This is a genomic window from Ciceribacter thiooxidans (assembly GCF_014126615.1).
Classification (GTDB): Bacteria; Pseudomonadota; Alphaproteobacteria; order Rhizobiales; family Rhizobiaceae; genus Allorhizobium; species Allorhizobium thiooxidans.
Window position 1 is genome coordinate 1,663,315 of record NZ_CP059896.1, and the last position, 17,607, is coordinate 1,680,921.

The window sequence follows — 17,607 nt, forward strand, 5'->3', positions numbered from 1 at the left end:
GCCTAGCACGACATCGCCTGCCACGAAAGTGATCGCGTCCGTTCCCAACCGGAGATCTTCGCGACATTGGGTTGCATGCCTGTGATCAGACGAAAAAGGGGCGGTCGAGCCGCCCCTCTTCGTGTTCTCCTGCGCTGTCGCTCAGAGCGCCGGAAGGGCCGGACGGTTGGCGAGCGCCGTCTCGATGATCTTCGTGACACGGGCGCGATGCTCGCCCGAAAGGGGGAGGCGCGGCTCGCGGACGCGGTCGTTGGAGCCGATCGCGAAGATTTCGGCGAGCTTGATCTGCTGGACGAGGAAGGTCGAGACGTCGAGGTCGAGCAGAGGACGGAACCAGCGATAGATCGCCCGCGCCTCGTCGTAGCGGCCGGCCTTGGCGAGCTTGTAGATGGCGACGGTTTCCTTCGGGAAGGCGACCACGAGACCGGCAACCCAGCCATCGGCGCCCATCATCAGGCTTTCGAGCGCTAGGTTGTCCACGCCGGTGAAGACGTCGAAGCGGTTTCCGAAGGTATTGAAGACCTCGGTGACGCGACGGATGTCATCGGTCGATTCCTTCATCGCCACGACCTGGTCGTCCTTCGCCAGTTCCTCGAACATCGGAATGGTCACGTCGACGCCGTAGCCGACCGGATTGTTGTAGACCATGACCGGACGTTCGCCGGCGACGGCGACGGCGCGGATGTGGTTGATCGTTTCGGCTGGCGCCGACTTGTAAGGCACACCCGGCAGGACCATGAAGCCGTCGGCTCCGGCCTTGGCGGCAGCGACGGCGGCAGCCTTGCCACGGCGCGTGGCGCTTTCGCAGATGGTCATTAGAACCGGCTTGCCACGGGAAACCGATTTCGCGATCTTCAGGATCTCGATCTTCTCGTCCGGATCCAGCGTCATGTTCTCGCCGAGCGAGCCGCAAACGATCATGCCGTCCACGTCCGCCTCGAACTGGAGCGCAAAGCAGCGTTCCATCTCGGCGTGGTCAAGCGCGCCGTCTTCCTTGAACTTGGTCGTTACCGCGGGAAATACACCCTTCCACATGTGGAGCTCCTTTGCTGATATATCAGTGAAGCTTGCCATCTCGAATGCGACATGTCAATATCTGATATATCAGAAAGGGTCATCTATGTCGAAACAAGCTGGATCGCTTAGCCACCTCGCCTATCGCGCCCTGGAGCGCGAAATCGTGACGTTGAAGCTCAAGCCCGGCGCCAAGGTGACCGAGAAGGAATTGATCGATCTCGCCGGCCACGGACGTACCCCCGTCCGCGAGGCGATCCAGAAGCTCGAGTGGCAGGGGTTGATCGAAGTGAAGCCGCGGGTCGGCCTGCTCATCAGCGAAATTCACCCCGAGGATCACAAGGATATCATGGCGGTGCGGCATCAGCTCGAACCACTCGCCGCCTCCCTCGCGGCCACGAGCGCCGACGCGGAGCAGCGCGAAGGACTGCTCTCCTGCGCCCAGGCGATGACCGCAGCTGCCGTCGCGGGTGACTTCGAAGGGTTTCTTTCGGCAGACAAACAGTTCGACGAGATACTCGAAGAGGCCTGTCCGAACCGGTTCCTGATCGCCGCGCTGGCGCCGCTGCAGACGCACTCCCGCCGGCTGTGGTTCGCGCGGGCAACGCCCGAAAAGATGGATCGTTCGGTCGCTTTCCATGTGAGCGTCATTCGGGCGATCCACAACGGCGACGCTGCCGAAGCGCGAAAGGCGATGGAGGCGCTGATCTCGCATCTCGCCGGGGCCTGAACTCCACAGAACCCGATAGTCTCAAAGAAAAACGCCCGGAAGATCCGGCCGCCTTGAAGGCTTCGAAAAGGAAAAGGCGTCAGCCGACGAAGGCGCGCTCGATGACGAATTCGGCCGGCTTGCTGTTGGCACCTTCGGTGAGGCCCGCTTTTTCGAGCAGCGCCTTGGTGTCCTTCAGCATGTCCGCCGAACCGCAGATCATGCCGCGGTCAACCGCAGGGTCGAGCGGCGGCACACCGAGATCGGTGAACAACTTGCCACTCTCGACGAGATCGGTGATCCGGCCCTGGAAGGGATAGTCTTCGCGGGTGACCGTCGCATAATGCCTGAGCTTGTCGCCGACGATATCCGCCAGGAACTCGTGATTGCGGATCTCCTCCATCAGGTCGAAACCGTATTTCAGTTCTGCGACCTGCCGGCAGGTATGGGTGAGGATGACCTCCTCGAACTTCTCGTAGGTCTCCGGATCGCGGATGAGACTGGCAAACGGCGCGATACCGGTACCGGTCGAGAACATATAGAGCCGCTTGCCGGGGGTAAGCGCATCGAGCACCAGCGTTCCCGTCGGCTTCTTGCGCATCAGCACCTTGTCGCCCGGCTGGATGCGCTGCAGATGCTGGGTGAGCGGACCATCGGGAACCTTGATCGAGAAGAATTCCAGTTCTTCGTCCCAGGAGGGGCTCGCGATCGAATAGGCGCGGTAGATCGGCTTTCCGTCTACGACGAGCCCGATCATCGCGAACTCGCCCGAACGGAAGCGGAAGCCGGCAGGACGCGTCATCCGGAAACGAAACAGCCGGTCCGTATAATGGGTCACGCTGAGCACGGTCTCGGCGTAGACGCCTTCCGGCACGATGAGTTCCGCGGATTTGGTCATCACTGGAGCATTCATGCTGTGTCGCTTCCTGTTCTCGTCTCTCTGTCGGCCACGGGGGCCATATACCCTATGCGCCGCGGCGGCGAAACCGGGCATTCCGTCACGGTTGTCAGAACCGTTCGCGACCGTATGCCTGGCTTGGAAGACCGCGACCTTGATCACAGTCAAATCGTCGGTGCTAATATAGTAATTTCGTGATGTCTTATCCAGCCGCGCGGCTCGTTCGCCGCCAGCTGTAGCCGCCGGGCGCTGTCGTTACCCTGGCCGCAGGCTGATAGTGATCGGCGATCCCCGGCAGCTGCCCTTCGGCAAGACGTCGCCGCGCGACCTCGTTGGTTACGGCGAAGCTATCGAAGCCGGACCTCAGCATCAGCGGAATCGGATCGATGAGGATATCGCCGACGGCGCGCATCTCGCCAGTGTAGCCGAGGCGTCCGCGCAGGATGGATGCATGGCTGAAGGCACGACCGTCGCTGAACGCCGGAAACACCAGCGCCACCAGCGCGATCCGGTCGAGATAAGGCGCGAGCTTCGTGACGTCGTCGGCGGGTGCGATCAGGACGCCGAAACCGCCTTCGTTGCTCTCTTCCACCCTTTCGAGGAAGGTCGCGAGAGCGAGAACGGGTGTTTCCCCCTCGCCTGACTTGCGCTCATCCGTCTCGATCACCCACGGATCGTTTTCGACGAATCCCGTTTCTTTCCAAATGCTCGTCATCAGTTCTTCCTCACGCGGCTTCCGCCGCTTCCCCGTAGAGAGCATCCTTGAACGGCTGCGGACCCACGCGGCGATAGGCGTCGAGGAAGGTCTCCTCACGCGAAAGCCGCAGACCGAGATAGGTGTCGACGATCGTCTCTACCGCGTCGGTCACCTTTTCTGGCTCGAAGCCGCGACCGATGATCTCGCCGATCGAGGCGTTCTCGTCGCCGGAACCGCCGAGGGTGATCTGGTAAAGCTCGGCTCCCTTCTTCTCGACGCCGAGCAGGCCGATATGGCCGACATGGTGATGGCCGCAGGCATTGATGCAGCCGGAAATCTTGATCTTCAGCGTACCGATCTCCTCCTGCCGTTCGGCAGAAGCGAAGCGCCTGGAGATTTCTTGGGCGACCGGGATAGAGCGGGCATTCGCCAGCGCGCAGTAGTCGAGGCCCGGGCAGGCGATGATGTCGGTGATCAGCCCGGCATTGGCCGTTGCGAGGCCGGTCTGGACCAGAGCCGCGTAGACGGTCGGCAGGTCGGCGAGTGCCACATGCGGCAGCACGAGGTTCTGTTCGTGGCTGACGCGGATTTCGTCGAAAGCATACCGTTCTGCGATGTCGGCGACGACGTCCATCTGCTCGGCGCTGGCGTCCCCCGGCGTGCCGCCGATCGGCTTCAGCGAGATCGTCACCATGCCGTAGTCAGGGTGCTTGTGCGGCGCCACATTGCGGGCGACCCAGGCGGCGAAATCCGGATCGGCTTTTTTGGCGCGCGCGAGCTCGGCCCAGCCTTCCGGACGCTCGGCGAGCGCCGGCAATGTGAAATACTGCTCGATTGCGCGGATGTCGGCGTCCGGCAGCTTCAGTTCGCCGTCACGGATCGTCTCGAATTCCGCCTCTACCTGCCGCGTCACTTCTTCGACGCCGGTTTCATGAACGAGAATCTTGATGCGCGCCTTGAACTTGTTGTCGCGCCGGCCGTGGAGATTATAGACCCGCACGATCGCCGTAACGTAGGAGAGCATGTCCTCTTCCGGCAGGAAGTCACGGATCTTCTTGGCGAGGAGCGGCGTGCGCCCCTGCCCGCCCCCGACATAAACGGCAAAGCCGAGCGCGCCGCTCTCGTCCTTCTTCAGATGCAGGCCGATATCATGCACCTGGATCGCCGCCCGGTCGCTCGGCGCGCCGGTGACCGCGATCTTGAACTTGCGCGGCAGGAACGAAAACTCCGGATGAACCGACGACCACTGGCGCAAGATTTCAGCGTACGGACGCGGATCGGCGATCTCGTCGGCAGCGGCGCCGGCGAAGTGGTCGGCGGTCACATTGCGGATGCAGTTGCCGGAGGTCTGAATCGAGTGCATCTCGACGCTTGCGAGTTCGGTCAGAATGTCCGGCGTATCGACGAGCCGAGGCCAGTTGTACTGGATGTTCTGCCGGGTCGTGAAATGGCCGTAACCACGGTCATAGCGGCGCGCAATATGGGCGAGCATCCGGATCTGTCGGGAATTCAGGGTGCCGTAGGGGATGGCGACCCGCAGCATGTAGGCATGCAGCTGCAGGTACACGCCGTTCATCAGGCGCAACGGCCGGAAGGCATCCTCGGCGATCTCGCCCTTCAGCCGGCGTGCGATCTGGTCGCGAAACTGCTCGACGCGGGCCGAGACGAAGGCATGATCAAATTCATCGTAGCGATACATGAGGTTCCTCAGGCGGCAATGAAATCCGGATCGGCGAAACCGTGGCCGTCCGCATAGGCAATGGTGGGACCGAGCGCACGGATGCGCTCACGCAGGCGCCTCGGCCGCAGGACGCCGCCCTGCTCCTCAACATCGACGACGTTGACATCGAGAACGAGGTTGCTCGCAAAGGCGCGACGTCCCGCCGCCTCCAGCGCCTCTATGGCTTCGGAGTGGCGGGCGACGAACGCCTCCTGCAGGTTCTCGGTCCACTGGCCGTTCGCATCAAGCCAGACGGCGATCCCGTCGCCGAGGCGATTTGCGGTCAGTACTTTCTCTGCCATGTCAGATCCTCACGAGTGTAGCGCGGCGGGCGACCTTGCCCCGCAGCGGTTCGGAACGGTCGAAATTCGCGCCGGCGACAGCGTCACCGATGATGACCATCACCGGCCCTTCAAGCTCCGCGCGCTTCTCCAGGTCCGGGAGCTCCCGCAGCGTGCCATGCAACAGGCGACGTTCGTCGCGGCCGGCATTCTCTACGACCGCGACCGTCGTGTCGTCGGCAAGCCCCGCCGCCATCAAGCGCGCGGCGACGGAAGCGGCCACGGTGCGCCCCATATAGACGGCAACGGTGGCGCCGGAAAGCGCAAGCCGCGCCCAGTCGGGCAGCGCCTCGCCATTCAGGTCGTGACCGGTCGTGAAGACGAGCGACGAGGCGACCCCGCGCAGCGTCAGCGGCAGCTCGAAATCGGCGGCGGCAGCGAAGGCGGCGGTGATGCCCGGCACGACCTCGTAAGGAATGCCGGCATCGCGCAGCGCCGCCATTTCCTCGCCGGCGCGTCCGAAGACGAGCGGGTCGCCGGATTTCAGCCGCACGACACGCTTGCCGGCGCGACCGAGAGCGACGAGCAGTGCGTTGATCTCGTCCTGCGACTTCGTATGGCAGCCCCTGCGCTTGCCGACGGAAATGCGCTCGGCATCACGCCGGCCCATGTCGACGACGGCCTGTGGCACCAGCGCGTCATAGACGATCGTGTCGGCTTCCATCAGTAGCCGATGGGCGCGCAGGGTCAGCAGGTCTTCGGCGCCTGGACCGGCACCGACCAGGAAGATCCGGCCCCGCTCGACGGCGGAACTCTCTTGCATCAGTCGGACGGCATTGCGGCGAGCGCCGGCGACATCGCCCTTTTCCACGGCAGACGCAACATCGCCGCGGAAGAACCGGCGCCAGAAGGCCCGGCGTGCGGAACCGCGCGGAACCGTCCGGTCGACGGCGGCGCGGCAGTCTTCGGCGAGGCGCGCAAGCCGTCCGAGCGTCTTCGGCAGCCGCCGGTCGATCTCGGCGCGAATCATCTGAGAAAGCACGGGGCCTGCCCCTTCCGTGCCGATCGCGACGGCAATCGGGGCGCGGTTGACGAGCGCCGGCGTGAAGAAGTCGCAATGCTCGGGCTGGTCGACGGCGTTCGCCGGAATGTTCCGCTCACGCGCCGCGGCGACGATCGCGCGATCGGCGGCGGCATCGCCTGTCGCGGCGAAGACCAGAACCGCGCCCTCGACCTGGGACGCGGCAAAGGGTTCGCGTCGGACCTCGACACCCGAGGCGGCAAGGAATTCGGCATAGTCGGCACGCGGGCGGTCGGCGTAGGCGACCACGCGGGCCGCAGTGTTCTTCAACAGCCTCGTCTTGGCAAACGCTTCCGCCCCGTTGCCGAACACGGCGACGACGGCACCCGCGACCTTGACGAAGGCGGGAAAGACGGAAAGCTGGTGCTCGTTTGCAGCCATGACGCGACCCTGTTGCAGATTGGGCCACTATCGCCGTTCGGGGCAACGGTTTGAAGAAACAGGAATCCGACCGGAATGGCACAGGGACATTTCTTTCCCAAGCATCCGCCAAATCCGAGCAAATATCACCGGCCGCTCACCCGAGACACTTGCGCAATTGTCGTTTTGACTTTTGCCGCACGCCCGGCCAAGGATAACCGGACAACAACAGGAACAACACCTTGACCACCGCAACAACGCCCGTCCCCGTCGCACGCCTCCTCGACGTTATCGAGCAAGACATTCTGCCACTCACCGCCCGCGGGGTTGCTGCAGGCAACAAGGTGTTCGGCGCGGCCGTGCTCCGGAAATCCGATCTCTCGCTGGTTCTCGCCGAGACCAACAACGAGACGGAGAACCCGCTCTGGCACGGCGAAGTCCATACGCTGAAAAGGTTCTACGAGCTCGCCGAACGGCCGGACACGCGTGACCTCGTCTTCCTCTCGACCCACGAACCTTGCACCATGTGCATGTCGGCGATCACCTGGGCGGGTTTCGACAATTTCTACTATTTCTTCAGCCACGAGGACAGCCGCGACGCCTTCGCGATCCCGCACGACCTCAAGATCCTGAAGGAAGTCTTTGGACTCGAGCCCGGCGGCTACCGGAAAGCGAACGCGTTCTGGCATTCGCACTGGATCGCCGAACTGATCGCAATGGCGCCGGATGCCGACCGCGCCGCGCTCTTCGAGCAGTCGTCGCGCATCAAGGCGGTGTATGCCGGGCTCTCCGAGCGCTACCAGTCCACCAAGGACGAGAATTCCATTCCGCTCAACTGACCGCAAGACAGCGCAGGGAGGACCCGCCGCCATGGGCATGCTCGACCACATCTCGCTTCCGACGACCGACCTCGACCGCGCCCGGCGCTTCTACACGGCCGCATTCGCCCCGCTCGGGGCCGTGGAATGTGCCGTCACTGAGACATCTGCCGGCTGGGCCGTCGACGGTTCGGACGACTTCTATGTCGGCCTGGTGGATGTCCCCGCGCTCGTCAACCACCCGAGGACGCATTATGCGCTTTCGGCACCGTCACGGGCCGCCGTCGACGCCTTTCATGCGGCGGCGCTGGCCAACGGCGGGACCGACGACGGTGCGCCGGGCCTCCGGCCGCAATATCATCCCAACTATTACGCGGCCTTCGTCATCGACCCCGATGGACGTCGCATCGAGGCGGTTTGCCACCGCGCTCCGGACTAAGCGAAAGAAGAAATATGCAAGCCTCCAAGGACATCAACCGCCTCATCGAGATCATGGCGGCACTGCGCAACCCCGAGACCGGCTGCCCCTGGGACATCGTCCAGACGTTTGAGACGATCAAACCCTACACGATCGAGGAGGCTTACGAGGTCGCCGACGCGATCGAGCGCAACGACCCGGACGACCTCTGCGATGAGCTCGGTGACCTGCTGCTTCAGGTGGTGTTCCACGCGCGGATGGCGGAGGAAGCCGGCCTCTTTTCGTTCGGCGACGTCGTCGAAGCGATCACCAGGAAGATGATCCGCCGCCACCCGCACGTCTTCGCCGTCTCGGACGCGGCAACCGCCGAAGCCGTCAAGGTGCAGTGGGACGCGATCAAGCAGGAGGAGAAGGCGGAGCGGAGCGAAAAGCGCCAGCGCCGCGGTATGGCCGAGGAGCGCCACGACGGGCACCTCGGCGCCGTGCAGCGTTCGTTTCCGGCACTGACCGAGGCGATCAAGCTGCAGGAGCGCGCGGCGAAGGTCGGATTCGACTGGTCGGAGGCCGCCCCCATCCTCGACAAGATCGAGGAAGAGATCGGCGAACTGCGCGAGGCGCTGGCCGAGGACCGCCCCGAGAAGATCACCGACGAACTCGGAGACCTGATATTCGCACTCGTCAATATCGGCCGCCATGTCGGCGCCGACCCGGAGCAGGCGCTCCGCGGCACTAACACGAAATTCAGGCGTCGATTCAAATATATAGAGAAGCATCTTGATGCGTCAGGAGAGACACTCGAAGGCGCATCGCTGGAGCGGATGGAGGCGCTTTGGCAGGCGGCGAAACGCAAATGAATCGCGTTTCTAATCCGTCCAGGCCGCGGAACGCACGAAATCGATAAACGCCCTCAGAGGTGCCGGCACAAGCCGGCGACCCGGATAATAGAGAAACGGGCCGGAGAACGGTTGCCACCAGGTTTCCAGCACCGGCTCAAGGTCTCCACTGTTGAATAGCGGGCGTAGCCAGTCCTCGAAAAGGTGGATGACGCCCGCCCCCGCCACCGCTGCATCGACCGCGAGGTCAGTGCCGCCACCGGCACGGACGATCAACGGGCCGGACGGTTCGATACGCACGACCTCACCTTCCCGTTCGAACTCCCAGGGGCTCGCCAGGGCCCCGCTTGAGAAACGACCGAGCAGGCAGGCATGGCCGAGCAGGTCGCGCGGATGCTCCGGTCGGCCATGCCGATCGAGATATGCTTTGGACGCGGCCGTGGCAAACCGCTGGATACGGGGTCCGATCGGCAGGGCGATCATGTCCTGCTCCAGGCGGTCATCATAGCGGATTCCGGCATCGCAGCCGGCTTCGATCACGTCTACGAAACTCTCCTCGGTGATGATCTCGACCCTGATCTCCGGATAGGCGGCGAGGAAGGACGGGATGAGCCGCGGCAAAACGAGTCGTGCCGCGCTCACCGGTACGTTGAGCTTGAGCGATCCTGCCGGCCGGCTGCGAAAACCGTTGACGACGTCGAGCGCGGCCTCCACTTCGCCGAGCGCCGTATCGAGACGTGCAATCAGCCCCCGTCCCGCCTCGGTCGGCACTACGCTGCGCGTCGTCCTGTTGAACAGTCTGACGCCCAGACGCTCTTCCACGCGACGCACGGCATCGCTGAGGCCCGACGCACTGACGCCCATGACCCTGGCTCCCTCGCGGAAGCCACCTGCCCTTGCGACGGTCACGATTGCGCGCAGGTCATCCAGATCCACCTTCATTGTCCGTTTCTCCGTACAGCCCGTACGAACTTTGGGCCGTTATCACGATAATGTACGAAGACTATCTTCCAGTCACCCATTGATCCGGAAAAGGAGATAGTTCATGTCCACGATTGACAAGGCCGGCACGTTCAAGCTCGGCAACCGCACGATCAACCGGCTCGGCTATGGCGCGATGCAGCTGGCCGGACCCGGCGTCTTCGGCCCGCCGAAGGACCGCCGAGCCGCTCTCGACGTCCTTCGCGCGGCTATTGCCGCAGGCGTCAATCACATCGACACCAGTGATTTTTACGGACCTCACGTGACCAACGAAATCATCCGCGAAGCCCTGCACCCCTATCCGGACAGTCTCGTGATCGTGACCAAGATCGGCGCGCGGCGCGGTGCGGACGGCTCCTGGCTGCCGGCGGCATCACCCGAGGAACTGATCCGGGCCGTCCACGACAACCTGCGCAATCTGCGTCTCGACGTGCTCGATATAGTCAATTTTCGCGCCATGCTCGACCCCCACCATCCGGTCGATGGATCGCTGGAAGCGCAACTGACAACGCTGGCGGATCTCCGCAGGCAAGGGCTCATCAGGCATGTCGGCCTGAGCAATGTCACGCCCGGCCAGGTCGAAGAGGGACGGAAGATCTGCGAGATCGCCTGCGTACAGAACCTCTACAATCTCGCCCATCGAGCCGACGATGCGATGATTGACGACCTTGCCGCCGTCGGCACTGCCTATGTGCCGTTCTTTCCGCTGGGCGGATTCTCGCCGCTGCAGTCGGCCACCCTGTCGCGTGTCGCGGCCGAGCTTGGCGCCACACCGATGCAGGTCGCCCTCGCCTGGCTGCTGCAACGCGCGCCTAACATCCTGCTCATTCCCGGCACGTCGTCAGTGGCTCATCTCACGGAAAACATAGCGGCTGCGGAACTCGAACTGCCGTCCATCGCCGTTTCTGCACTCGACACGATCGCCGAGTCGGGGGGCAAGTAGGAGCACTAGCCCGGGGGGTGTGAACCGGCACACCGCGTGTCGGCCGGCGGGCGCGGGTCAACAACCTCCGCCCACCGGTTTCACTTGCGATGGCATAGTAGATCCCGAGGAAGCCAAGCAATACCCAAAAATGTTCAGATTTGATCTTTGCTCCGCGCAAAATCTTCACAGTTCGTAAACTTCGCCAGGTGAAAATTAGCCCCATAGAAATCAGAGGGGAACCGGCGCACCCACCTTCGAAGTCAACCATCGGGAGCGCCTTTCGGAGATGCAGATGCTGGGTTTTGGTAGTGGATCGGAAGCAAAGTCCGTTCTGGAGGCGATGAGCCGCTCCCAGGCGATTATCGAGTTCAAGCTGGATGGGACCATCATCACGGCCAACGAGAATTTCTGTAAGGCGCTCGGCTATGCGCTTTCCGAGATCGTCGGGCAGCACCATCGGATGTTCGTCGATCCGGACGAGGTGAACAGCCCCGCCTACCGCGAATTCTGGGCGAAGCTCGCAGCCGGCGAGTTCGACCGGCGTCAGTACAAGCGCATCGGCAAGGGCGGTCGCGAAATCTGGATCGAGGCGTCCTACAATCCGGTATTCCGCAACGGCAAGCCTTACAAGGTCGTGAAGTTTGCGACCGACATTACCGAGCAGAAGCTGAAGTCAGCCGAGGATGCCGGCAAGCTCGACGCGATCTCGCGGGCGCAGGCGGTCATCGAATTCACGCCGAAGGGTGAAATCCTGTCGGCGAATGAGAACTTCCTGCGGACGCTCGGCTATACGATGGACGAAATCCGCGGCAAGCATCACGCGATGTTCTGCGATGGCGCCTATACCGCCAGCGAGGCCTACAGGACCTTCTGGAGCAGGCTCGCCTCCGGCGAGTTCGTCGCCGACGAATTCCTCCGCGTCGGCAAAGGCGGCCGGAAGGTCTACATCCAAGCGTCCTACAATCCGATCTTCGACATGAACGGCAAGGTCTTCAAGGTCGTCAAGTTCGCGACCGACGTCACCCGGCGGGTGGAAAATGTCGACCAGCTCGCACGGGCCCTGAATGCACTTGCGGAAGGTGACCTCACCCAATCGCTCGCCGAACCGTTCCTGCCGACGCTCGAGAAGCTGCGCGTCGACTTCAACGGCGCATCGACGAAGCTGCGCAGCACCATGCACACGATCTCCGAGAACGCCGGGGCCATCGCGGCCGCCTCGCAGCAGATCCAGTCGGCCTCGAACGATCTTTCCAAGCGGACCGAACAGCAGGCCGCCTCGGTCGAGGAAACCGCCGCCGCGCTGGAGCAGATCACCACCACCGTCGCGGACTCCAGCCACAGGGCGCAGGAGGCCGGCGAACTGGTGCGCCGGACCAAGGACAATGCCGAACGCTCCGGCGGCGTCGTCGGCCAAGCCGTGGCGGCCATGGGCAAGATCGAGCAGTCTGCGGGCGAGATCGCCAGCATCATCGGCGTCATCGACGAGATCGCCTTCCAGACCAATCTCCTCGCACTGAACGCAGGTGTCGAGGCGGCGCGTGCCGGTGACGCGGGCAAGGGCTTTGCCGTCGTCGCCCAGGAGGTCCGCGAGCTCGCCCAGCGCTCGGCCAAGGCGGCGAAGGAAATCAAGGAACTGATCAGCGCCTCCAACGAGCACGTGAAGAGCGGCGTCACGCTCGTCGGCGACACCGGCCGCGCGCTGCAGGAGATCGTCGGGCAGGTTCTCCGGGTCGACGACAATGTCGGCGCCATCGTCGAGGCGTCGAAGGAACAGGCGACCGGTCTCAAGGAGATCAATACCGCCGTCAACAGCATGGACCAGGGCACGCAGCAGAACGCCGCCATGGTGGAAGAGACGACGGCCGCCGCCCACAGCCTCGCCCGCGAAGCAGAACAGCTCTTCCAGATGCTCTCGCAGTTCAACATCGGCGGGGCAGCCAGCGCCCGACGCCAGGTACCGGTCGCTGCGCCTCGTGAGGCGAAGCCTGTCCCCTCGCCGGCACGTCAGATGGCGGCGAAGGTCGCCGGTGCTTTCAACAGCAACGCGGCGCTCAAGGACGACAGCTGGGAGGAATTCTGAGCGCCACGCCGGTGCATGACACGTCGGCCTGCAAAGTTTGACTTACGAGACCACCCGCCCACCGCGGGTGGTCTTTTCGTTCGGTGAACGGATCTTCCGGCAGAGGGCCTCGAAGAGCCGCGGCTCGTCACCGCTCCTGCAGCCCCTTTCCTGCTAAGATTCGGTCCCGGCTCTTTTCGATCCGCGAGACGCGGGTGGAAGATTGCTTCGGCTGGGCGAAATGCAGCGCATAGCCGCGCTTGCGACCGGGCGTCAGTGCCTCGAAAGCCTCGTGCAGCTCGGGATCTTCTTCCAGTGCGGCGAGAAGCTCTTCCGGGTAGACGATGTCATCCTTCGGAAGGTCGACCTTCGCGCCAGCCTTTTCGAGTTCGATCGCCTCCCGGACATAGCTCCGGATGGTGGTCTCCATCGCCTCGATCTGGCTGAGGCCGTTGAACCTGAACATCCGGACGGCACGGGAATTGTCGCCGGGCGCGACGAGCAGACCTTCCGGGTCCTTGAGCAACACGCCCTTGAAGAAGCCGAGCGCAGCATTCTCCTTGAAGCCCCAGATGACGGCCACATTGCCGCCGTCATACGTGTAGCAGGGTCCGCGCCACTTGAATTCTTCCGTGAGCCCGCAATCGAGCAGGATCGCCCTCAACGCCCGCAGTTCCTCCGGCCATGTCTTGGCCTCTGAGAAGAAGGCGTCGATCCTTGCGGTGTCATCATGCATCTGCAACTCCTCTCGTCGTTACGGAAGCAAAATGCCCCTCATCGCTCCCAGTCTTCCTTGTCACGCTTGCGGTCGTTGCCGAGCTTGCGTTCGAGCTCCATCGCCTGGCGCTCGGTCAGCCGCACGTCGAGGCTGACGGAACCGTCCTCGCGGTCCTCGCGGCCATCGACGACCGCGTTCTCGTAGGCCCAGGAGATCAATGCCTGCTTGTCGGCCGGGATAATGACCGTGGTTTCGGTCAGCACGCCCGAGAGCCGCTCGGAAATCACCGCCATCAGCCGGTCAACACCCTCGCCGCTGATCGCCGAGACCGGAATGACGTTGGCGCGCGAAGCGGCCTTCTGCAGGATCGCGTCGTGGCGTTCCGGCTCCAGCCGGTCGATCTTGTTCCAGACCTCGATGATGCGCTCGGCCCCTTCCTTCTCACCAATACCGAGGTCGGAGAGAATGCGCAGCACGTCCGATGCCTGCGCCCCGTTGTCCGGATCGGCCATGTCGCGGACATGGAGGATGAGGTCGGCTTCCAGCACCTCTTCGAGCGTCGCGCGGAAGGCGGCGACGAGATGGGTCGGCAGGTTCGAGATGAAGCCTACCGTGTCCGACAGGATGACCGTGCGCCCGTGCGGCAGTTTCATGCGGCGGAGCGTCGGATCGAGCGTCGCAAACAGCATGTCCTCGGCGAGCACGCCGGCGCCGGTGATGCGGTTGAAGAGCGTCGACTTGCCGGCATTGGTGTAGCCGACGAGGGCGACGATCGGATGCGGCACCTTGCGGCGCTTGGCGCGGTGGAGCTGGCGGGTGCGGACCACCTGCTCCAGCTCCCGTTCGAGCCTGACGATCCGCTCCTGCAAGAGACGCCGGTCGGCCTCGATCTGGGTTTCACCCGGACCGCCCATGAAGCCCGCACCGCCGCGCTGACGCTCAAGGTGGGTCCAACTGCGGACCAGCCGGCCCTTCTGATAGTTCAAATGAGCAAGCTCGACCTGCAGCGAGCCTTCCTTGGTGGAGGCGCGCCGGCCGAAGATCTCCAGGATGAGGCCCGTCCGGTCGATGACCTTGGCGTTCCATTCCTTTTCGAGATTGCGCTGCTGCACCGGGGTCAGCGGATGGTCGACGATGACGAGCCCGGCATTGTGCTCGTCGAGCAGCGCGCCGATCTCGGCGATCTTGCCGGTGCCGAGCAGCGTCGCCGGACGCGGCTGGTTGACCGGTACGAGCAGACCTTCCGCAATCGTCAGGTCGATGGCCCGCGCGAGACCGATCGCCTCTTCGAGACGGGCTTCGTTGGATCGAGTTGGAGCGGGCGGCTGGACGCCAGCGCCGTCGGTCTGGCCGGTCGCGGCAGCGCGCGAGGGTTTGACCAGCGGAACGATGACGATGGCGCACATGTCGTCCCGGTGTTTTTCATCCTCCGGGACTATGGAATCGCTCTTGGTATCGCGCGTGTTGATTGCTTTTGATCCTATGAAGCGACGTTCTCTTCGCTTTCGAACATCTGCATCGGCTGTCCCGGCATGATGGTCGAAATCGCATGTTTATAAACCAGCTGCGAATGCCCGTCACGGCGCAGAAGGACGCAGAAGTTGTCGAAGGACGTGACGACGCCGGTCAGCTTGACGCCGTTGATCAGAAAAATCGTCAACGAAATCTTCTGCTTGCGAACTGTGTTGAGGAAAAGATCCTGCAAATTCTGAGAACGTTCCGCCATGGCGCCGCTTCTTTCTTTTTTGCCGGTACTTTGACCGGTGAATTATTGTTTGCACGTGTCAGCCGACCAGGAAGTGCCCTTACGACCCCTTCGCGGTGAAGTTGGTATCAAATCGCGGTCTTTTCCGCAATGTCGAAAAAGGCTTGCCGGAACCGGGCTGAGACGTCGCCCGGATGGCCGTTGGCAATCGTACGGCCGTCGATTTCGACGACCGGAAAACAGATGCTGGTCGCCGCCGTGATGAAGACTTCACGCGCCTCCAGCATCTCCTCGCGCGAGAACCTGCGCTCGACGATCGGCACCCCGAGCTTGTCCGCGACATCCATCAGCGTCGTGCGCGTGATTCCCTTGAGGATGCCGGGTTCTGCCGGACGTGTGATCAGCCGCCCCTCCTTGTCGACGATCCACACATTGGTTGCCGCCCCTTCGGTAACCATCCCGTCACGATCGATGTAGACCGCTTCCTGTGCACCCGCCTCCTTCGCCTGCTGGCGGGCAAGCACGTTCGGCAGAAGCCCTACCGTCTTGACGTCGACGCGTTCCCAGCGGTTGTCGGGGAGCGTGATCGCCTTGATGCCGTTGGCGTTCTTCGCGGCTATGATTTCCGGATTAGTGCTCTTTGCCGTCACCACCAGGGTCGCGGGCGTATCCGCAGCGGGAAAGACGTGGTCGCGTCGCGCCGCGCCGCGGGTGACCTGCAGATAGAAGAGGCCATTGCGCACGCGGTTGCGCCGCAGCACCTCACGAATGACCTGGATCAGGGCGGCACGCACCATCGGAGGCTTGATCCGGATCTCCGAGAGCGAGCGGTCGAGCCGGTCGAGATGGCGGGTGAGATCGACGATCACGCCGTGACGTACCTCGCAAACCTCGTAGACGCCGTCGGCGAACTGATAGCCGCGATCCTCGATATGGACGCCGGCCTCGCCGTGGTTGACGTAGCGGCCATTGACATAGGCAGTTCTCGGCATGGTCGTTCGAACTCCGGGCGATCAGAAATACTGGATGGAGACGCGGAACATCTGCTCGACGTCACGGATCGCTGCGGCGGTGACGAAGAGCACCACACGATCTTTGGTCTTGATCCTGGTGCTGCCGTCCGGGCGAAGGACGACGCCGTCGCGATAGATCGCGCCGATGCGCATGCCCTCCGGCAGGTCGAGATCGCGGAACGGCCGTCCGACGAGCGGCGAGGTTTCCAACGCTTCGGCCTCGATCACCTCCGCCGCCCCCTTCTGCACGGCGTAGACCGAACGGATGCGTCCCTTGCGGACGTGCTGGAGCACACGGGAGATGGTGACGGCTCTCGGATTGATATAGGCGTCGATGCCGATCGAGGTCGTGAGATCCTGATAGGACGGATCGTTGATCAGGATCATCCCGGACTTGCAGCCGAGGCGCTTTGCCATCGCGGCGCTCAGCACATTGATCTGGTCGCTATTGGTCAGGGCCACCATCAGGTCCGCGTCCTGGATGTCCGCCTGCATCAGGATGTTCTGGTCGAGAGCCGAACCGTGGAGGACGATCGCGTGCCGCAACTGATCGGACACGGAGATCGCACGCTCACGGTCTCCCTCGATGATCTTGACCTTGGTCTTCGGCTGCGTCTGGTCAATCGTCCGGGCGACGTAATAGCCGATATTGCCACCGCCGGCGATGACGAGACGGCCGGCCTCCTGCTCCTCGTGTCCGAAGAGCCCGAGGGTCCGACGGATATGGTCCCGCTGGCAGATGACATAGGCGAGATCGCCGACCAGCAACTGATCCGTGGAGCGCACGACATGCAGCCGCCCGTTGCGGTAGATCGCGGTGACCGTCGCCATCAGATCGGGGAAGAGCTGGCTCAGCTGCTGCAGCGGGGTGTTGACGACCGGGCAGTCCTCCATGCACTCGATCGCCACCATGGCAATGTGGTCGTCGGCAAAACGTGCGACGTCGTTCGCACCGGGGAAAGAGATTCTCCGCAATACCATCTTGCCCACTTCGATCTCAGGCGAGATCGTCACGTCGATCGGCATGTTGTCGCGGCTGAAGAGGTCGGAGTATTCCGGACGGAGATAGCTCTGCGAGCGGATGCGGGCGATCTTCGTCGGCACATTGAACAGAGAATGGGCCACCTGGCAGGCAACCATGTTGATCTCGTCGTAGAGCGTCACCGCAATGATCATGTCGGCCTGGTCGGCGCCCGCCTTGGCGAGCACGTCCGGATGGGCGCCGTGGCCCACATAGCCGCGCACGTCGAGCGTCTCGGTGATATGGCTGATCAGCGACGCCGATGTATCGATCACGGAGACATCATTGTCTTCCTGCGACAAACGTTCCGCGATCCCGTAGCCCACCTGCCCGGCGCCGCAAATGATGACTTTCAT

The 17,607-nt window shown here is 63.2% G+C and carries 18 protein-coding genes; 6 read left to right on the forward strand and 12 right to left on the reverse strand.

The window, feature by feature from the left end:
• Nucleotides 1–141: 141 nt before the first annotated feature.
• A complete protein-coding gene (locus tag H4I97_RS07880) occupies nucleotides 142–1,035 on the reverse strand; it encodes a dihydrodipicolinate synthase family protein (protein ID WP_182307343.1) in 894 nt (297 codons plus the stop codon).
• 85 nt (nucleotides 1,036–1,120) lie between these two features.
• On the opposite strand from H4I97_RS07880, the gene H4I97_RS07885 reads away from it, so the two are divergent.
• Nucleotides 1,121–1,744: a GntR family transcriptional regulator gene (locus tag H4I97_RS07885; protein ID WP_182307344.1), complete on the forward strand. Its 624-nt coding sequence runs from the start codon at nucleotides 1,121–1,123 to the stop codon at nucleotides 1,742–1,744.
• 79 nt (nucleotides 1,745–1,823) lie between these two features.
• On the opposite strand, the gene H4I97_RS07890 is transcribed toward H4I97_RS07885, so the two are convergent.
• The 5 genes from H4I97_RS07890 to cysG all read right to left on the reverse strand — a co-directional run bounded on the left by H4I97_RS07890 (nucleotide 1,824) and on the right by cysG (nucleotide 6,781).
• A complete protein-coding gene (locus H4I97_RS07890) occupies nucleotides 1,824–2,636 on the reverse strand; it encodes a ferredoxin--NADP reductase (RefSeq protein ID WP_182307345.1) in 813 nt (270 codons plus the stop codon).
• 187 nt (nucleotides 2,637–2,823) lie between these two features.
• Complete coding sequence (locus tag H4I97_RS07895) at nucleotides 2,824–3,336, reverse strand: DUF934 domain-containing protein (RefSeq protein ID WP_182307346.1); 513 nt, start codon at nucleotides 3,334–3,336, stop codon at nucleotides 2,824–2,826.
• Between the two features lie 10 nt (nucleotides 3,337–3,346).
• Nucleotides 3,347–5,017 (reverse strand): nitrite/sulfite reductase, encoded by a 1,671-nt coding sequence (locus H4I97_RS07900; RefSeq protein WP_182307347.1) that lies wholly within the window; start codon nucleotides 5,015–5,017, stop codon nucleotides 3,347–3,349.
• Nucleotides 5,018–5,025: 8 nt separating this feature from the next.
• Entirely contained in the window at nucleotides 5,026–5,340 is a 315-nt protein-coding gene (locus H4I97_RS07905) for a DUF2849 domain-containing protein (RefSeq protein WP_182307348.1), read from the reverse strand.
• Nucleotide 5,341: 1 nt separating this feature from the next.
• Entirely contained in the window at nucleotides 5,342–6,781 is a 1,440-nt protein-coding gene (cysG, locus tag H4I97_RS07910) for a siroheme synthase CysG (RefSeq protein WP_182307349.1), read from the reverse strand.
• Between the two features lie 221 nt (nucleotides 6,782–7,002).
• Here cysG and H4I97_RS07915 point away from each other — a divergent pair, with 221 nt between their 5' ends.
• From H4I97_RS07915 to mazG, 3 genes are read left to right on the forward strand one after another with little or no spacing between them, the layout of a single operon-like run.
• On the forward strand, nucleotides 7,003–7,599 hold the full coding sequence (locus H4I97_RS07915) for a deaminase (protein ID WP_182307350.1): 597 nt from the start codon (nucleotides 7,003–7,005) through the stop codon (nucleotides 7,597–7,599).
• Nucleotides 7,600–7,636: 37 nt separating this feature from the next.
• The gene (locus tag H4I97_RS07920) at nucleotides 7,637–8,017 is read left to right on the forward strand and encodes a VOC family protein (RefSeq protein ID WP_182307581.1); all 381 of its coding nucleotides are present in this window, start codon (nucleotides 7,637–7,639) and stop codon (nucleotides 8,015–8,017) included.
• Between the two features lie 14 nt (nucleotides 8,018–8,031).
• Nucleotides 8,032–8,850, forward strand: a complete 819-nt coding sequence (mazG, locus tag H4I97_RS07925) for a nucleoside triphosphate pyrophosphohydrolase (RefSeq protein WP_182307351.1) — start codon at nucleotides 8,032–8,034, stop codon at nucleotides 8,848–8,850.
• A 9-nt stretch (nucleotides 8,851–8,859) separates the two neighbouring features.
• Here the strand turns inward: mazG and H4I97_RS07930 are convergent, their stop codons facing one another.
• Entirely contained in the window at nucleotides 8,860–9,771 is a 912-nt protein-coding gene (locus H4I97_RS07930; RefSeq protein WP_182307352.1) for a LysR family transcriptional regulator, read from the reverse strand.
• A gap of 103 nt (nucleotides 9,772–9,874) precedes the next feature.
• Here H4I97_RS07930 and H4I97_RS07935 point away from each other — a divergent pair, with 103 nt between their 5' ends.
• Nucleotides 9,875–10,753, forward strand: coding sequence for an aldo/keto reductase family oxidoreductase (locus H4I97_RS07935; RefSeq protein WP_182307353.1), 879 nt, complete (start codon nucleotides 9,875–9,877; stop codon nucleotides 10,751–10,753).
• A 268-nt stretch (nucleotides 10,754–11,021) separates the two neighbouring features.
• Entirely contained in the window at nucleotides 11,022–12,815 is a 1,794-nt protein-coding gene (locus H4I97_RS07940; RefSeq protein WP_449250176.1) for a methyl-accepting chemotaxis protein, read from the forward strand.
• 127 nt (nucleotides 12,816–12,942) lie between these two features.
• Here H4I97_RS07940 and H4I97_RS07945 read toward each other — a convergent pair whose 3' ends face one another.
• From H4I97_RS07945 to trkA, 5 genes are all read right to left on the reverse strand, one after another.
• Nucleotides 12,943–13,530: a YdeI/OmpD-associated family protein gene (locus tag H4I97_RS07945; protein WP_182307355.1), complete on the reverse strand. Its 588-nt coding sequence runs from the start codon at nucleotides 13,528–13,530 to the stop codon at nucleotides 12,943–12,945.
• 38 nt (nucleotides 13,531–13,568) lie between these two features.
• A complete protein-coding gene (gene hflX / locus H4I97_RS07950) occupies nucleotides 13,569–14,918 on the reverse strand; it encodes a GTPase HflX (protein WP_182307356.1) in 1,350 nt (449 codons plus the stop codon).
• Nucleotides 14,919–14,992: 74 nt separating this feature from the next.
• The gene (gene hfq, locus H4I97_RS07955) at nucleotides 14,993–15,238 is read right to left on the reverse strand and encodes an RNA chaperone Hfq (protein ID WP_182307357.1); all 246 of its coding nucleotides are present in this window, start codon (nucleotides 15,236–15,238) and stop codon (nucleotides 14,993–14,995) included.
• A 107-nt stretch (nucleotides 15,239–15,345) separates the two neighbouring features.
• Complete coding sequence (locus H4I97_RS07960) at nucleotides 15,346–16,209, reverse strand: D-amino-acid transaminase (RefSeq protein ID WP_182307358.1); 864 nt, start codon at nucleotides 16,207–16,209, stop codon at nucleotides 15,346–15,348.
• A 21-nt stretch (nucleotides 16,210–16,230) separates the two neighbouring features.
• Complete coding sequence (gene trkA, locus H4I97_RS07965; RefSeq protein ID WP_182307359.1) at nucleotides 16,231–17,607, reverse strand: Trk system potassium transporter TrkA; 1,377 nt, start codon at nucleotides 17,605–17,607, stop codon at nucleotides 16,231–16,233.

Coding starts and splice junctions, on each gene's coding strand:
- trkA (WP_182307359.1), bottom strand. CDS start 17,607: ATGAAAGTCATCATTTGCGGCGCCGGGCAGGTGGGCTACGGGATCGCG.
- H4I97_RS07940 (WP_449250176.1), top strand. CDS start 11,022: ATGCAGATGCTGGGTTTTGGTAGTGGATCGGAAGCAAAGTCCGTTCTG.
- H4I97_RS07890 (WP_182307345.1), bottom strand. CDS start 2,636: ATGAATGCTCCAGTGATGACCAAATCCGCGGAACTCATCGTGCCGGAA.
- H4I97_RS07900 (WP_182307347.1), bottom strand. CDS start 5,017: ATGTATCGCTACGATGAATTTGATCATGCCTTCGTCTCGGCCCGCGTC.
- H4I97_RS07930 (WP_182307352.1), bottom strand. CDS start 9,771: ATGAAGGTGGATCTGGATGACCTGCGCGCAATCGTGACCGTCGCAAGG.
- H4I97_RS07905 (WP_182307348.1), bottom strand. CDS start 5,340: ATGGCAGAGAAAGTACTGACCGCAAATCGCCTCGGCGACGGGATCGCC.
- hflX (WP_182307356.1), bottom strand. CDS start 14,918: ATGTGCGCCATCGTCATCGTTCCGCTGGTCAAACCCTCGCGCGCTGCC.
- mazG (WP_182307351.1), top strand. CDS start 8,032: ATGCAAGCCTCCAAGGACATCAACCGCCTCATCGAGATCATGGCGGCA.
- H4I97_RS07945 (WP_182307355.1), bottom strand. CDS start 13,530: ATGCATGATGACACCGCAAGGATCGACGCCTTCTTCTCAGAGGCCAAG.
- cysG (WP_182307349.1), bottom strand. CDS start 6,781: ATGGCTGCAAACGAGCACCAGCTTTCCGTCTTTCCCGCCTTCGTCAAG.
- H4I97_RS07960 (WP_182307358.1), bottom strand. CDS start 16,209: ATGCCGAGAACTGCCTATGTCAATGGCCGCTACGTCAACCACGGCGAG.
- H4I97_RS07920 (WP_182307581.1), top strand. CDS start 7,637: ATGCTCGACCACATCTCGCTTCCGACGACCGACCTCGACCGCGCCCGG.
- H4I97_RS07885 (WP_182307344.1), top strand. CDS start 1,121: ATGTCGAAACAAGCTGGATCGCTTAGCCACCTCGCCTATCGCGCCCTG.
- hfq (WP_182307357.1), bottom strand. CDS start 15,238: ATGGCGGAACGTTCTCAGAATTTGCAGGATCTTTTCCTCAACACAGTT.
- H4I97_RS07935 (WP_182307353.1), top strand. CDS start 9,875: ATGTCCACGATTGACAAGGCCGGCACGTTCAAGCTCGGCAACCGCACG.
- H4I97_RS07880 (WP_182307343.1), bottom strand. CDS start 1,035: ATGTGGAAGGGTGTATTTCCCGCGGTAACGACCAAGTTCAAGGAAGAC.
- H4I97_RS07895 (WP_182307346.1), bottom strand. CDS start 3,336: ATGACGAGCATTTGGAAAGAAACGGGATTCGTCGAAAACGATCCGTGG.